Here is a 15,296-nt window from a genome sequence, read left to right as displayed (position 1 = left end):
AGACAATCCCCCTCCACCACGATCACGAAGAAGATCATCTCATCCCGTCAGCCAACGTGACAGCGCCCCAGCGGGCTCTGGCCATCGACCGTGAACGGAGCCAGGTCAACCGGAAGGTGCTGTGGGGCCGGGCCCAGGGCTCACGTTACTGCCCGAAATGCCTGGCCGAACGAGGCGGACGGTGGCTGCTGTCGTGGCGCCTGGGCTGGTCCTTCGCCTGCGTACGCCACCACTGCCTGCTGGCCGACAACTGCCCGGCCTGCCTGCACCGCCTCCGGGAACGCCGATACGTGTGGTCCGCGCCGGTGGATCCGGGCCACTGCTCAGCTCCGGCTCCGGGCGTCAACGCCGGACGCGGTACGGCACGCCGCGCCGCGGATCTGACCGCGGTCGACCCCATGCCGCTGGCGGCAGACCACCCCGCACTGCGAGCGGCGGCCCTGGTGCAGCAGGTGATCGAGCGCGACCACGCCGACTTCGGACTCTACGCCGACGATCCCCAGCAGGCCCGGGCCGTTCTGTCCGACCTGCGCACCCTCGCCGCACGAGCCCTGGCCTACACCACCCGCGATCAGCTCGCCGCACGGATCCCCGAAGACCTGATGACCGCCTACGACCACGCACGAACCCAGCCACGCCGAAACCCGCACAACCCACCACGCCGCCGGTCCGCACGCCCCGGCTTCATGGCACCACCGCATGCCGCGGAAGCGGCGGTCGGTCTCACCCCATGCAGATCCTGCAGCAGCCGACAGTCCAGCAGGCAGGACAGGCGCTGCGTTTCCTCGCCGCGGTCCGTAGCGACGGAGCCCCATCGCTCACGCCCAACGAATTCGCACAACGCGGCAACGGCATCACCCGGCTTCTGAGCGCGGCCCAACTGGCTGCGATGGGGCCGGCACTGAACGCCAGCAGTCAGTTGCGCTACCGCACCGCCACCCCTTTCCCACGCCTCCCACGGCACACGCCAGAACAGATCCGGGCACGGGCCCGATCCGTCCCCGCCCAGTTCTGGACCGAGCCCGCCCTGCGCCTCTCGTCCCGGCACAGCCCACGCGCCGGTGTCCTGCGCCCCGGACTGGCCGGCCTGCTGCTGATGGCAGGGACCCAGACGAAACCGGCCGTCCTCGTCCAGCTCCTCGGCTCGGCCACCAGCGCCAAGTCCATGAGCTACGTCCTGACGAGACTCGGCGCCGACCCTTCCTGGCCCGACATCCAGACCCTGATCGCCCGCCTCGCCGACCACCTGGACGACCACCCCGCACCGATCGACTACGAGCGGCGCCGACACCTCGACTACACCGGCCTTCTCCCGGCGCGGGCCTGGCGCGACATCTGCCGCCGCTGCGATACCGAACCCGGCAAGAAGGAACGCCATCTGATCGCGCAGAGCCGACTGTTCGAACAGCTCAGCGGCATGCCGGCCGACCAGGCACAGACCGGGTTCGCCACGCGCACACCCATGGACCGCACTCGCCTCGCCCTGTTCACCGCAACCCTCACCCCTGAGCAGGCCGCAGCACTCGACACGGCGGGAGCCGACTTCCTGGCCCGCCATCACATCCCCGACGAACCGGTCAGCTGGCAGCCACCCTGTTCGCTCTACGACGGCCTGCGGCTGCCCGGCGTCGACCCCGCGGCCTTCGACATCCACCAGCTCCATCAGCTGCTCCGCGCAGTTCCATACCCGGCGTTGAGTGAGATCGCCGACCGCCTCGACATCAGCCTCGACGCCGCCCGCCACCTCCTGGAACTCCACCCTGCTCCCCGCCCGCCCGCCGCCCGGGGAACCTGGACCAGCGCCCACGGCGCACTGCGCGCCGATTTACGAGACCGGCTACCCGAAGCGGAGTTCCGACGCCTGTACGCCACCATGTCCCTGGACGGCATCGCCGAACAGCACGGCGCCGGCCGCCACCTCATCGCTGCCCTGGCCGACGACTACGGCATCCGACGCCGTCCCCCCACCGAACGTCTGCGCCGCGAGATCGACCCGGCCTGGCTCTACGACCAGTACGTCCTCAACCGCCGCACCATCGGTGAACTGGCCGCACAGGTCGGCATGAGCGAGAACGGACTCCGTGCCAGGGCACGGTCCTACGGCATTCCCATCCGCCGCAAAGGCGGCCCCAGCCACGTCAAAGCCCTCCGCGCCGCCAACGAAGTCGACACAGCCCCCGAACTCCTGCGCCCCGCCCTCACCAGCCCCCAGGCCCGTCAATGGCTGATCCGGTTCGCGGCAGCCGCCCGCTACCCCACCCTCCGGGACGCCGCAGACGACCTCGGAATCAACCCCGCAACCCTCTATTCCCAGGTCCGGCGCCTGACAAGAGACCTGGGAGGCCCGCTGCTGACACGCGCATACCGGGACCACCCCATGCGCCTGACCGCGCTCGGTGCCGCAGTGGTTGACGCCATCGCTGAACTCAATGCACAAGACTGATCGTTGGGCATCGGGCCGCACATGGCCTTCGTGTGGAACATGGCAGCGTCCGAGGGCAGTCTGGGGAAGCGCCCTGCCTTGGAATGCTTGGGGGGCGGGTCCGGCGTAGGAGGTGAGGCGGGTGGCGCTGGGGAAGCTGGTGCCGTTGTCTACGGTGACAGCAGTTGATGGCTGTTACCGGACCGGCGGCGTGCTTCCGGGCGCGCTATGGGCTGTCTGTACGGACGTGTTCGCCGGGTACAGATTCCTACTGCGGTCGGCGAGCAACAGCCGCGGCGAACGAGCTCCGACCTGGACCTGTCCGTACCGGACAGTGCCGCCCTCGACGGGCGAGCCGAGGGCGGCTTCCCGCTACCGGGGCAACGGTACGACGGCCGCGTCCTTGCGCCGGGCGGTCAGGAAGAGGCCCGCCGCGACGACGGCCGAGGCCAGGCCGAGCAGGCCGACGGCGGCGGCCAGGGTGCCGAGGGCGGACGCGGCCGCGATCAGCATCAGCGGGCAGATGAACTGGCCGATGAAGAAGGACGCGGTCCACAGGCCGGTGCCACGGCCGCGGTCGGCGAAGTCCAGCTTGGACATGGCGATGGTGAGCAGGGAAGGCAGCAGAAGACCGGTGCCGAGGCAGTTGAGTACGGCGCCGGCGATCAGCAGCGGAACGCTGCCCGCGAGCCACATCACCGCGAACCCGGCCGCGCACAGGGCGAAGACAAGTGGCAGCCGGGGTCCCGGCGCCCCGCGCAGCTTGGCGAAGATGATCGCGCCGGCCACGGTGGCGGCACTGGCGATGGCTGTGGCAGGCCCGATCACGCTGGTCGCCGTCACGCCGAGATCGTCCAGCAGGTAGGCCATCTCCACCGGGACGGTGTAGAAGACGAGGGCCCCGAACACGGTGAGTCCGCAGATCCCGGCCAGCCGCCGGAAGGGGAACGGGCGCTTCGGGGCGACCGCAGTGTCCGTGGTGACCGTGGCGTCCGTGCTCACCCCGTCCTCGGCAGCGGCGGCGGCGCCGGTGGACGTCGTCGGCTTCGGCAGCCCGATGGCCATCAGGGGGGCGATGAGCAGGCTGACGGCGTAGATCCAGAACGGGGTGCGCCAGCCGGCCGACCCCGCGGCGCCGCCGATGACGAAGAAGGCGGTCGCGGAGGCGGAGGCGCACATGGTCTGGATGGCGAGGTAGCGGTCCCGCTCCCGGCCGCTGTAGTAGTCGCCGATCAGCGTGGTGCAGCAGGTCATGATGGCGGCCTCGGCGACACCGACCAGGGCGCGGCTGGCCACGATGGCGCCCAGCGACTCCAGCCACAGCGGGGCGGTGCCGAAGACCGCGTACAGAACGGTGGCGACGATCAGCAGACGCTTGCGGCCGAGCCGGTCGACGATGACGCCCGCGAAGGGGGCCAGCAGGCCCAGCGCAAGGGCCGGGATGGTGAGGGCCATGGGGACCAGGGCGGTCGCGCCCGGAACGTGGGCGAAGTGGTCCTGCATCGTGGGCAGCACGGGGGCGATCAGGACGGCCCCGAGGATCGGCAGACAGCTGCCGGCCATGAGGAGAACGACGCGCAGCCGGTGCGCGGCACCGGACGTCGGAAGGGTCGCGCCCGACGGCGGCACCGGCTCCGCGTGAGCGGGAGGGGACGGCGGGGACGATGGAGGTGGCACGGAAGGGGGCATGCGGGAACTCCATGTGGCGAGGCGAGGGAGGGGCGGGCACGCCACCGGGGAACAGACACCCCGGGAAGGGGGAGCGTGCGGAGGAACTGGGGTCGACTATGGGTGAGCGGCCCGGCCCTGCCTAGCCTCTGTCCGATCGATCTGCCGGATCGCGGTCATCCTTGCCGTGGATGGTCTCCGCGACCCGCGCCGCCGTCTCCCGCAGCCAGATGTGCGCCGCGTCGTGCGTGTGGACCGGGTGCCACCACAGGGCTTCCCGGAGCGGCACGGCGTCGTAGGGCGGTTCCATGACCCGTACGGGGACGAGTCCGTCCAGCCGGTCGGCGAGATGCCCCTGGATCAGGGCGACCCGGCGGGTGCCCGCGACCAGGAGGGGCATCAACTGGAAGCTGTCGACGGAGACTTCGACGTGCGGCTCGATACCGAGCATGCCGATCTGGCGGGCGGCGGGTGCGTCGTACGTGCGCTGGTACGTCACCCACGGCAGCCGGGCCAGGTCGTCGAGGGTGAGCCGCTCGCCGACCTCGGGGTTGTCGTCGGCGACGAGGTAGACCCAGCGGTCCCGGTAGAGCTCCACGGCGGGAAAGTCGCCGATGATGCCGTGCGGCAGCAGCAGCCCGTCGGCGGTGCTCAGCAGCGCCCCGGTGTTCTCGGTGATGTCCGTCGGGGACTGTCTGAAGCGCAGCCGGACCCCCGGCGCCTCGTTGTGGACGACGCGGGCGAGGTCGGCGCCGAAGACGGCCACCGCGTAGTCGGAGGCGAGCAGGGTGAACTCGTGCTCCTCATGGGCGGGGTCGAACACCGCCTGGCTGGTGAAGACGCGTTCGAGCAGGTCGCAGGCGGTGACGGTGCGGTCGAGGAGGGCCAGGCCGAGGGCGGTCAGTTCGTAGCGTCCGCCGACCCGGGAGAGCAAGTCGTCGTCGAAGTGGCGGCGCAGCCGAGCCAGGGCGGCGCTCATCGCGGGCTGGCTGAGGCCGATGCGTCGGCCGGCTCTGGTGACGTTGCGCTCCTCCAGGAGGGCGCGCAGGGCGACGACGAGGTTGAGATCCAGGCTGGCCAGGTTCACGCGAAATCCCTGTACGGAGTAGGAAAGCAGGAGACTGACAACCGGGTATTCGCCGCCCGGATCCCGATCATCCAGAGAATCGATTTCCCCGATCGCAATTTACGGGCCAGATTGGTGTCACCGCAATCGGGAGGACATCTCCGTGAAATCCGCAGCCGCGTCGGCGCCCCTCTTCGCCGGCCCGTTCGCCATCGGCACTCTCTCCGCTCCGGGCGGCACCGCGTTCCCCGGCCTCGTGGTGCCGGACGGCCGCGTGCTCGACCTGAGTATGGCACTGGCCGAACCCGCCCTGACCACCCTCGCGCTCCTGGAGCGCTGGGACGAGGAACTGCCGCGCCTGCACGGCCTCGCGGGCGATCCGGCCGGTGACTGGCTGCCGCTGGACGACCTGTCCGTGCACGCGCCCGCCGAGCCCCGGCAGATCTTCCAGTCCGGCGCCAACTACCGGCAGCACGTGATCGACCTGGAGGTCGCGCACCGCGCCCAGGACGACCCGCGCACCGTCGAGGAGGCCCGCGCCGAGATCGCGGCGATCATGGACAAGCGGGCCGCCGAGGACCTCCCGTACGTCTTCATCGGCCTGCCGACCACGATCGCAGGCCCCTACGACGACGTCGTACTGCCCTCCTGGGCCAAGAAGCCCGACTGGGAGCTGGAGCTGGCAGCGGTGATCTCCCGCCCCGCCTACCGGGTCACGGTGGAAGAGGCCCTCGAACACGTCGCGGGCTACACGATCGCCAACGATCTCACCGACCGGGCCGCCGTCTTCCGCCGGGACATGCCCGCCATCGGCACCGACTGGCTGCGCTGCAAGAACGCTCCCGGCTTCACCCCGCTCGGCCCCTGGATCGTTCCGGCAGGGTCCATCGCCGACCCGTCCGACCTGCGGGTCACCCTGAAGCTCAACGGCGACACCATGCAGGACGAGTCCACCAAGGACATGATCTTCGGCGTGGCACGGTTGGTCTCGTACATTTCCCAGACCGCCCAACTCCTCCCCGGCGACCTGGTGTTGACCGGCAGCCCGGCCGGGAACGGCATTCACTGGGGCCGGCTGCTGCGCGACGGCGACGTGATGGACGGATCCGTCACGGGGCTCGGTGCCCAGCGCACCCAATGTGTCGCGGAGGAGGCGCCGTGAGCGACCGCACCGCCGTGCCCGATCCGAAGGACCCCGAGGGCGCGATCGCCGAGGCCGCCAAGGCGTACTCGAACTGGGGCCGCTGGGGCGCGGACGACGTCCTCGGCACCCTCAACTTCCTGGACGCCGAGAAGCGCCGCGAGGGCGCGGCCCTCGTCCGCGACGGCGCCAGCTTCTCGCTCTCCCAGCGCTTCGACATGGACGGCCCGCAGAAGGGCTGGCGGCGGCGTACGAATCCGGTGCACACCATGCTCGACACCGGCACCGACGCGGCCCTGGGCAACCAGGGCTTCCCGCACGGCATCGGCGGCGCCGACGACGTGATCGCGATGCCGCTGCAGTGCTCCACCCAGTGGGACGGCCTCGGCCACATCTTCGACCACGGCAAGGCGTGGAACGGGCGGGCCGCCGAGAAGGTCGTCACCTCCAGCGGCGACCTCGTCACCGGCATCGAGCACATGGCGCCGTACGTGGCCGGGCGGGGCGTCCTCCTCGATGTGGGCCTGGTCGTCGGCCAGGGCGGCGAACTGCCCGACGGCTTCGCCATCACCGAGGAGCACCTGACCGCCACCGCCGAGGCGCACGGCGTCACCGTCGGCCGCGGCGACCTCGTCCTCGTCCGCACCGGACGGCTGGCCCGCGCCAGGCGCGACGGCTGGGGCGAGTACGCGGGCGGTCCCGCGCCCGGGCTGAGTTTCACCACCGCCGGCTGGCTGCACCGCAGCGAGATCGCCGGGATCGCCACCGACACCTGGGGCTTCGAGGTCCGGCCCAACGAGTTCGACCACGCCTTCCAGCCGCTGCACCAGGTCGCCATCCCCAACATCGGCCTGCTCATAGGCGAGATGTGGGACCTCGACGCCCTGGCCGAGCACTGCGCGGCCGACGGACGGTACGAGTTCTGGCTCACCGCCGCTCCGCTGCCCATCACCGGGGCCGTCGGTTCCCCCGTGAACCCGATCGCCGTCAAGTAACGCTCCGTACCAGCGGGGTGCGCTGCGCCCCGGCAACCCCGACAGCCCTGACAGTCCGGCCCATCCGGCCCGCACCACCACCCCTGCCGCTCGATGTCGCGCGGCCCCATCGCAGGGAGACCCCATGACCGACCCCCGCCCCCGCACCGTCCTCGTCATCGGCGGCGGCGCCTCCGGCAACGCCGTGACCGTGCTGCTGCGGCGGGCGGGCATCACCGTGGACCTGATCGAGGCCAAGCCCGACTGGAACGTCCTCGGCTCCGGCATCACCCTCCAGGGCAACGCGCTGCGCGTGCTGCGCGAGCTGGGCGTGTGGGACAAGGTCCGGGAGAGCGGCTACGCCTTCGACTCGGTGGGCCTGGCCACGCCCGACGGTCACGTGTTCCACGTCCATCACGACATCCGTTCCGGCGGCGTGGACCTGCCCGCGACCATCGGCATGCAGCGGCCCCGACTCCAGGAGATCCTGTGCGAGGCGGTCCTGGCCAGTGGTGCGACGGTCCGCCTCGGCACCACCGCCGACGAACTGGTCCAGGACGCGTCCGGCGTCACCGTCCGGTTCAGCGACGGCACCGAGGGCCGCTACGACCTCGTCATCGCCGCCGACGGTCTCAACTCCCTGACCCGCGCGATGATCGGCATCAGTGAGAAGCCCGAGCCGACCGGCATGGCCATCTGGCGCGTCGCCGCACCCCGCCCGGCGAGCGTGGAGCGCACGGACCTGGCCTACGGAGGGCCCTGCTACATCGCCGGCTACTGCCCCACCAGCGAGAACACCATCTACGCCTATCTCGTCGAGGCCAACCGCGACCGCGCCTCCATCGACCCGGCCTCGTACGCGGACGAGATGCGGCGCCTGGCAGCCCCGTACGGCGGCGCCTGGCCCGAGATCGCCGCGAGCATCACCGACCCCGCCAAGGTCAACTACACCTGGTTCGACCGGCTACTCGTCGAGGGGCCCTGGCACCGCGGCCGGGTCGTGCTGATCGGCGACGCCGCCCATGCCTGCCCGCCCACCCTCGCGCAGGGCGCGGCCATGTCGCTGGAGGACGCCTCCGTACTGGCCGAGCTGCTGAGCGCGGAGGAGTCGTGGGACTCCGCCGGCTCCCTCGACGACCTGCTGACCCGCTACCACGAGCGCCGCATCGACCGTGTCCGCATGGTCGTCGAGGCCTCGATGCAGCTCGGCCAGTGGCAGCTGGACGGCGTCCGCGACGCCGACGTGCCCGGCCTGATCGGCCGCACGATGTCCGTCCTGAAGGAGACCCCGTGACGACCCCGGACGCCCTGCCCACCCCGGCCACCCCCACCATCGACGTCCACGCGCACGTCCTGCTTCCCGAGGTCGAGAAGGCCGTCGCCGGACACCCCGGGCTGGACGCCGCCCGCGCTCTCGACGCCCGCCGCAACGGCCCCGAGGCGCTCGCCGTCAGCGGCCCGATGGTCCGCGACCGCATCCCCCGACTGACCGACGTCAAGGCCCGGCTCACCGCGATGGACGCCTCCGGCGTCGACATCCAGCTGGTCTCGCCGTCCCCGTCGCACTACCACTACTGGGCCGACGAGGACCTCGCCCGCACGGTGTGGGAACTGGCCAACACCGGCACCGCCGCCCATGTCGCCCAGGCCCCCGACCGGCTGCACGGACTGGGCCTCGTCCCGCTCCAGCACCCGGACCTCGCCGTCGAGGCCCTCGACCACGCCCTCGGCCTGGGCCTGCGCGGAGTGGAGATCTCCAGCCACGCACCCGGGCGCGAGCTTTCGGACCCGGCGTACGACACGTTCTGGGCACTCGCCGAGACGACCGGGGCGGTGCTCTTCCTGCACCCGTTCGGCTGCACGCTCGACGAGCGCCTGAACCGCTGGTACCTGTCCAACACGGTCGGCCAGCCCACCGAGAACGCCGTCGCGCTCTCCCACCTCATCTTCTCCGGCGTACTGGACCGCTACCCCGGCCTGAAGGTGATCGCCGCGCACGGCGGCGGCTACCTGCCCACCCACATCGGCCGCTCCGACCACGCCTGGCGGGCCAGACCGGACACGCGGGGCTGCGCGTCCGAGCCGAGCAGCTACCTCAGGCGGCTGTACTTCGACTCGCTCGTCCACGACCCGCACGTCCTGCGCGAGTTGATCCGGGTGGCCGGCCCCGACCGGGTCCTGCTCGGCTCGGACTTCCCCTTCGACATGGGCACCGAGGACCCGGTCGGCGCGCTGCGCGCCGCCACGGACCTGCCCGACCCCCACTTCCACGCCGTACGCGGCGGCAACGCGGCAGCGCTGCTGCGCCTCTCCTGAGGAGCCCCGACATGACGAACGCCCAGCCCAACCGCCTGCTCACCCACCTGCGGCACGTCGACCTCGCCGTGCCCGACTACGACAAGCAGCTCGACTTCTACGCCGGGGTCTGGGGCCTGACCAAGGTCGCCGAGGACGAGGGCATCTCCTTCCTGGCCGCCGAGGGCAGCCCCGAGAGTTACGTCGTACGGCTCCGCAAGGCGGACGAGAAGCGGCTCGACCTCGTGTCGTACGGCGCCGGGTCGGCCGCCGACGTGGACACGCTCGCCGAGCAACTCCTCGAGGACGGCGTGCGGTTGGTCTCGCAGCCGGGCAAGGTCGACACCCCCGGCGGCGGCTACGGCTTCCGCTTCTTCGACGGCGACGGCCGCACCATCGAGGTCTCGGCGGAGGTCGAGGCCCGGCGGCACCGGCGTGTCGAGGAGAAGGAGGCGATCCCGGTCCGCCTCTCGCACGTCGTCCTCAACTCCCCCGACCTGGACGCCACCCGCGCCTGGTACGAGCGCCACCTCGGCTTCCGGCTGTCCGACACGCTCGGCTCCCCGCACATGGGCGACGTCATGCACTTCATGCGGATCAGCAACCAGCACCACTCGATGGCCATCGCCAAGGGCCCGCACACCTCCCTGCACCACGTCTCGTTCGAGATGCGCGGCCTGGACGAGTACATGCGCGGCTCGGGCCGCGTGATGCGCTCCGGCGCCCGCAAGCTCTGGGGCCCGGGCCGCCACCTGGCCGGCGACAACACCTTCACGTACTTCCTCGACCCGCACGGCAACACCGTCGAGTACACGACGGAGCTGGAGGAGCTCGACGAGGACACCTGGCATCCGCACGTCTACGACTTCTCCCAGCCCGAGGTCTCCGACCAGTGGGGCACGGCGAACGCGATGAACGAGCTGATCGTCAAGGAGTCCTTCAACGACGTCGACCGCGGCGTCTTCGTCGCCCCGCCGGTCTGATCCCCCTCGACTCCGGGGGCGCGGAAAGTCCATGCCTGACTCCCCCCGCGCCCCCGGTCCCCTCCTACGCCGCACCCCAGGACCGCCATGCGCTTCGCCACGTACGAACACCAGGGCCGCCACAGCGTCGCCACCGTCGCGGACGACGGCACCCTCCACCCCCTCCCCGACCGCACCTCGCTGCTCGACCTGCTCCGGGCGGGCCCCGCGGCCCTGCGCGAGGCGGGCAGCGCCACGCTGGACGCGCCGGGCGGCCCGCATGTCTCGCAGGTACGGCTGCTGCCGCCTCTCCAGCCGCCGTCCATACGGGACTTCGTCACCTTCGAGGAGCACGTCGAGGGCATGCGGCGCGGCATCGACAAGGCGGCCGGGGTCCCCGACGCCTGGTACGACGCGCCGACCTTCTACTTCACCAATCCGTACGCCGTCATCGGCGCGCACGACGACGTGCCCGTGCCGCCCGGCTCCTCGGTCCTGGACTACGAACTCGAAGTCGCCGCCGTCATCGGCCGCGAGGGCCGCGACCTGACACCCGAGCAGGCCCGCGACCACATCATCGGCTACACGATCTTCAACGACTGGTCCGCCCGCGACCTTCAAGCCGCCGAGATGAGGGTCGGGCTCGGCCCCTGCAAGGGCAAGGACACCGCCACCACCCTCGGCCCGTACCTCGTCACCGCCGACGAGCTGGAGCCGTACCGGGACACCGACGGTTTCCTGCGGCTGGCGCTGACCGCCTCGGTCAACGGCGAAGTCGTCGGCGAGGACCTGCTGTCCAACATGAGCTGGACCTTCGAGGACATGGTCGCCTACGCCTCGCGCGGCACGTATGTCCGTCCCGGCGATGTGCTCGGCTCCGGCACCTGCGGCAACGGCGGCTGCCTGGCCGAGCTGTGGGGCGTACGCGGCCGGCAGGACCCGCCACCGCTGAAGATCGGCGACACCGTCACCCTCACCGTCGAGGGCATCGGCACCGTCTCCAACACCGTCGTGCCCGGCGCTGAACCGGTACCGGTTCCCCGTGCCGGCAAGCGCCCACGCCTGCGCCCGTGAACGGCGGGGCCGCGAACAGGCTGGACGGCAAGGTCGTCGTCGTCACCGGAGCCGCGCGCGGACAGGGCGCGGCCGAGGCCGAGGCGCTGACCCGGGCGGGGGCGGTGGTCGTCGCCACCGATGTGACCGAGGCTCCGGGGTGTCTGCGCCTGGACGTCACCGAGGCGAAGGAGTGGGCGGCGCTCGCCGAAGGGCTTCGCTGCCATTACGGAGAGGTCCACGGCCTGGTCAACAACGCCGGCATCACCTGGCGCGCGCGGCTCCACGAGGTCACGCCCGAGGACTTCGCCCGCGTCCACGCGGTCAACGTCACCGGCCCGCTGCTGGGCATCCAGCACCTGGCTCCGCTGATGCCGCAGGGCTCGTCGATCGTCAACGTGGGCTCCGCCGCCGGGCTTACCGGGCACTATCCGGTCGCGTACACGGCCAGTAAATGGGCGCTGCGCGGCCTGTCGAAGACCGCCTGTGTCGAGCTGGGCCCACGGGGCATCCGCGTGAACACCGTCCATCCCGGCTTCATCGAGACCGAGATGACCGCCTCCGCCGCACCCGCCTTTCGCAAGGCGAACATCCGCGAGACACCGCTGGCCCGCACCGGCACCGTCGACGAGGTCACCCCGCTGGTGGTCTTCCTCCTCTCCGACGACGCGTCCTTCATCACCGGCGCCGAGATCCCCGTCGACGGCGGCTTCACCGCACACGGCGGCGCCAAGTCCGTCTCCGACGCCCTCCGACTGACCTCTGGCTGAAAGGACCCATACGTGAACAAGGTGAGCGCGAGCGCCGCCGCGGCGGTCGCCGACATCCCCGACGGGGCCTCGCTGGCAGTCGGCGGCTTCGGCCTGTCCGGCATACCGGCCACCCTCATCGACGCCCTGCACGCCCAGGGCGCCACCGGCCTGGAGGTCGTCTCCAACAACTGCGGTGTCGACGGCCAGGGACTGGGCGTTCTCCTCGCCGAGGGCCGCATCAGCCGCGTGACGGGCAGCTACGTCGGGGAGAACAAGGAGTTCGCCCGCCAGTACCTCAGCGGTGAACTGGAGGTCGAACTCGTCCCGCAGGGCACCCTCGCCGAACGGCTGCGAGCCGGTGGCGCCGGCATCCCGGCCTTCTACACCCCGGCGGGCGTGGGCACACCGGTCGCCGACGGCGGTCTGCCCTGGCGCTACGCGCCCGACGGCAGCATCGCCGTCGCCTCCCCGGCGAAGGAGTCCCGCGCCTTCGGCGGTCGCGACCACGTCCTCGAACACGGCATCACCACCGACTACGCCCTCGTCCGCGCCTGGCGCGGCGACACCCACGGCAACCTGGTCTTCAACAAGGCCGCCGCCAACTTCAACCCGCTGGCCGCCATGGCGGGCCGGATCACCATCGCCGAGGTCGAGGAACTCGTCGAGCCCGGCGCCCTCGGCCCCGACACGATCCATGTCCCCGGCATCTTCGTCCAGCGGGTCGTGGCCCTCACCCCCGCCCAGGCCGCCGACAAGCGGATAGAACACCGCCGGATCTCCGCGCCTTCGACGTCTCCGGCGTCTTCGACTTCTTCGACACGAGGGGCCGTACGCGCATGAGCTGGACCCGCGACCAGATGGCCGCCCGCGCCGCCGCCGAGCTGACCGACGGCAGTTACGTCAATCTCGGCATCGGCCTGCCCACCCTCGTCCCCGGCCACGTCCCACCCGGAGTGCATGTCGTCCTGCACTCCGAGAACGGCATCCTCGGCACCGGTCCGTACCCCCGTGAGCACGAGGTCGACCCCGACCTCATCAACGCGGGCAAGGAGACCGTCACCGTCCTCCCGGGCGCCTCCTTCTTCGACTCCGCGCTCTCCTTCGGCATGATCCGCGGCGGCCACATCGACACTGCCGTCCTCGGCGCCATGCAGGTCTCCGCCACCGGCGACCTCGCCAACTGGATGATCCCCGGCAAGATGGTCAAGGGCATGGGCGGCGCGATGGACCTCGTCCACGGCGCCCGCCGCGTCATCGTCCTCATGGACCACACCGCCAAGGACGGCAGCCCCAAGATCCTCGACGAGTGCACCCTGCCCCTCACCGGCAAGGCCTGCGTCCACCGCGTCATCACCGACCTGGGCGTCATCGACGTGACGGACGACGGCCTGCTCCTCGTCGAGACCGCCCCCGGCGTCACGACCGAGGCCATCACGGCGGCCACGGCAGCGAAGCTGCACACCGCCACCTGAGCCACGCCGACCTGGCCGCAGGCGTGTGGCACCTTTCGCTCGTATTCCGGTCCCACGCCTTGTTCAGGTGATGGCCGGGGATGTGGAGCGTGCGGTCGCGATCAGCCTCGCGGCGGGACCAGTCCCTGCCGTACGGCGAACAGCGCGGCCTGGGTGCGCGAGGTGAGCCGGAGTTTGCGCAGTACGTTGCTCACGTGGGTGCGGGCGGTGCGCTCGCTGATCACCAGCTCGTCGGCGATCTGCTGGTTCGACCGGCCTTCCGCCACGAGGACGAGGACATCGCGTTCCCGGCCGGTGAGGGCGGCGAGCCCGGTCGGCGGCGAGACGATCTCCTGGGTGAGTCCCCTGGCGACCGCGGGGTCGAGGAAGACCTCGCCGCGGACTGCCGCGCGGATGGCGGAGACCACCTCACCCGCCTCGGCGTCCTTGAGTAGGTAGCCGGCGGCGCCTTGCGCGAGCGCGGCGTGGACCCTTTCCATCTCGCCGAAGCTGGTGAGTACCACGACCCGGACTCCGGGGTGCCGCTGCGTGATGGTGCCGATCGCGGTCGCCCCGTCCATCTTCGGCATGAGCAGGTCGATCAGCACCACGTCCGGCAGTTCGTGGTGCACCGTCATCGCGTCCAGCCTGGTGAGCGCCTCCTGCCCGTCGGCGGCCTCCCCGGCGACCTCCATGTCGTCCAGGACCTCGAGATAGGCGCGGATTCCGCGGCGTACGACGGCGTGGTCGTCGACGATCAGGACCCGGATCGTGCGGTGTCCGGCGTCTCGGGGATCAGCACCGCCGACGGGGTGGGCCGAGGGCTGTTCGGATCCGCGGGCGGCGACTCCGCCACCCGTACGGGGAGGGGTATGACGACCCACACGGCCGTACCCCTCCGCCCGGATCTGATCCTCATGGTGTCGCCCCATCGCTCCGCCCTTTCCCGCATGGTCGTCAGTCCGTAGCCGTGGTCCCAGGTCGCGTCGGCCGTCCGGCTGTCCTCCCCGTCCGGCGCGGCCCCGCGCCCGTCGGCTGCCGGGAGTCCGCGACCGTCGTCACGGACGGTCGCGGTCAGGGTGTGGTCGCGTACGCCGAGGCGGATGGTGACAGCGGTGGCCTCCGCGTGCTTGACCACGTTGTGGATGGCCTCCGCGACGATCCGGTACATGTCCTCGGTGAGGGGCGCGTCGACCGCGTCCAGTCCCTCTCCGCACAACAGCCGGATCATGAGGCCCGTCCGGTTCTCGGTGCTTTTGACGAGTGTGGTCACCGCGTCCTGAAGGCCGAGCCGGGTCGAGGAGGACGGACGCAGTTCGTGCACCATCGCTCGGAGGTCGGCGAGGACGGTCTGCGACAGGGCCCCGATCTCCTCTGCGAAGCCCCGGACGGATTCGGCGGGCACCGGTCCACCCCGCGCGCTCAGCACTCCGACGGCGTTGGCCGGCGCTGTCACGTTGGCTGACGGGACGAGATGATCTTCTTCGTGATCGTGGTGGAGGGGGATTGTCC

At 71.2% G+C, this 15,296-nt stretch carries 15 protein-coding genes; 11 read left to right on the top strand and 4 right to left on the bottom strand.

Features of this window, described 5'->3' with window-relative positions:
- The coding region (locus ACFU5F_RS40240) for a TniQ family protein (RefSeq protein ID WP_383898376.1) at positions 1–869 on the top strand (869 nt) is incomplete at its 5' end.
- A gap of 20 nt (positions 870–889) precedes the next feature.
- Positions 890–2,443 carry a LysR family transcriptional regulator gene (locus ACFU5F_RS40235; RefSeq protein ID WP_383898374.1) on the top strand — a complete coding sequence of 518 codons (1,554 nt, stop codon included), beginning with the start codon at positions 890–892 and terminating at the stop codon, positions 2,441–2,443.
- 351 nt (positions 2,444–2,794) lie between these two features.
- On the opposite strand, the gene ACFU5F_RS40230 is transcribed toward ACFU5F_RS40235, so the two are convergent.
- Positions 2,795–4,111, bottom strand: a complete 1,317-nt coding sequence (locus ACFU5F_RS40230; RefSeq protein WP_383898372.1) for an MFS transporter — start codon at positions 4,109–4,111, stop codon at positions 2,795–2,797.
- A gap of 121 nt (positions 4,112–4,232) precedes the next feature.
- Positions 4,233–5,177 carry a LysR family transcriptional regulator gene (locus tag ACFU5F_RS40225; protein WP_383898370.1) on the bottom strand — a complete coding sequence of 315 codons (945 nt, stop codon included), beginning with the start codon at positions 5,175–5,177 and terminating at the stop codon, positions 4,233–4,235.
- Between the two features lie 142 nt (positions 5,178–5,319).
- Between ACFU5F_RS40225 and ACFU5F_RS40220 the strand changes: the two genes are divergently transcribed.
- From ACFU5F_RS40220 to ACFU5F_RS40180, 9 genes are all read left to right on the top strand, one after another.
- The gene (locus ACFU5F_RS40220; protein WP_383898368.1) at positions 5,320–6,318 is read left to right on the top strand and encodes a fumarylacetoacetate hydrolase family protein; all 999 of its coding nucleotides are present in this window, start codon (positions 5,320–5,322) and stop codon (positions 6,316–6,318) included.
- A complete protein-coding gene (locus ACFU5F_RS40215) occupies positions 6,315–7,292 on the top strand; it encodes a cyclase family protein (protein WP_383898366.1) in 978 nt (325 codons plus the stop codon). Before ACFU5F_RS40220 ends, ACFU5F_RS40215 begins: the two co-directional genes overlap by 4 nt.
- 124 nt (positions 7,293–7,416) lie before the next feature.
- Entirely contained in the window at positions 7,417–8,565 is a 1,149-nt protein-coding gene (locus ACFU5F_RS40210) for an FAD-dependent oxidoreductase (RefSeq protein ID WP_383898364.1), read from the top strand.
- A complete protein-coding gene (locus tag ACFU5F_RS40205) occupies positions 8,562–9,587 on the top strand; it encodes an amidohydrolase family protein (RefSeq protein ID WP_383898362.1) in 1,026 nt (341 codons plus the stop codon). The genes ACFU5F_RS40210 and ACFU5F_RS40205 overlap by 4 nt, the downstream gene beginning before the upstream one ends.
- An 11-nt stretch (positions 9,588–9,598) precedes the next feature.
- Positions 9,599–10,549 carry a VOC family protein gene (locus ACFU5F_RS40200; protein ID WP_383898360.1) on the top strand — a complete coding sequence of 317 codons (951 nt, stop codon included), beginning with the start codon at positions 9,599–9,601 and terminating at the stop codon, positions 10,547–10,549.
- An 87-nt stretch (positions 10,550–10,636) separates the two neighbouring features.
- Complete coding sequence (locus ACFU5F_RS40195; protein ID WP_383898358.1) at positions 10,637–11,602, top strand: fumarylacetoacetate hydrolase family protein; 966 nt, start codon at positions 10,637–10,639, stop codon at positions 11,600–11,602.
- Entirely contained in the window at positions 11,599–12,351 is a 753-nt protein-coding gene (locus ACFU5F_RS40190; protein WP_383898357.1) for an SDR family NAD(P)-dependent oxidoreductase, read from the top strand. Before ACFU5F_RS40195 ends, ACFU5F_RS40190 begins: the two co-directional genes overlap by 4 nt.
- A 12-nt stretch (positions 12,352–12,363) precedes the next feature.
- Complete coding sequence (locus tag ACFU5F_RS40185; protein ID WP_383898355.1) at positions 12,364–13,173, top strand: CoA transferase subunit A; 810 nt, start codon at positions 12,364–12,366, stop codon at positions 13,171–13,173.
- Positions 13,170–13,805, top strand: a complete 636-nt coding sequence (locus ACFU5F_RS40180; RefSeq protein WP_383898353.1) for a CoA transferase subunit B — start codon at positions 13,170–13,172, stop codon at positions 13,803–13,805. Before ACFU5F_RS40185 ends, ACFU5F_RS40180 begins: the two co-directional genes overlap by 4 nt.
- Positions 13,806–13,906: 101 nt before the next feature.
- On the opposite strand, the gene ACFU5F_RS40175 is transcribed toward ACFU5F_RS40180, so the two are convergent.
- A complete protein-coding gene (locus tag ACFU5F_RS40175) occupies positions 13,907–14,554 on the bottom strand; it encodes a response regulator (RefSeq protein ID WP_383898378.1) in 648 nt (215 codons plus the stop codon).
- Positions 14,542–15,189 carry a sensor histidine kinase gene (locus ACFU5F_RS40170; protein WP_383898351.1) on the bottom strand — a complete coding sequence of 216 codons (648 nt, stop codon included), beginning with the start codon at positions 15,187–15,189 and terminating at the stop codon, positions 14,542–14,544. Before ACFU5F_RS40170 ends, ACFU5F_RS40175 begins: the two co-directional genes overlap by 13 nt.
- Between the last annotated feature and the right edge of the window lie 107 nt (positions 15,190–15,296).

Source organism: Streptomyces sp. NPDC057438 (assembly GCF_042802995.1).
GTDB lineage: Bacteria > Actinomycetota > Actinomycetes > Streptomycetales > Streptomycetaceae > Streptomyces.
Note: the sequence above shows the minus strand (reverse complement) of the source record. Positions and strands in the feature narration are given on the sequence as shown.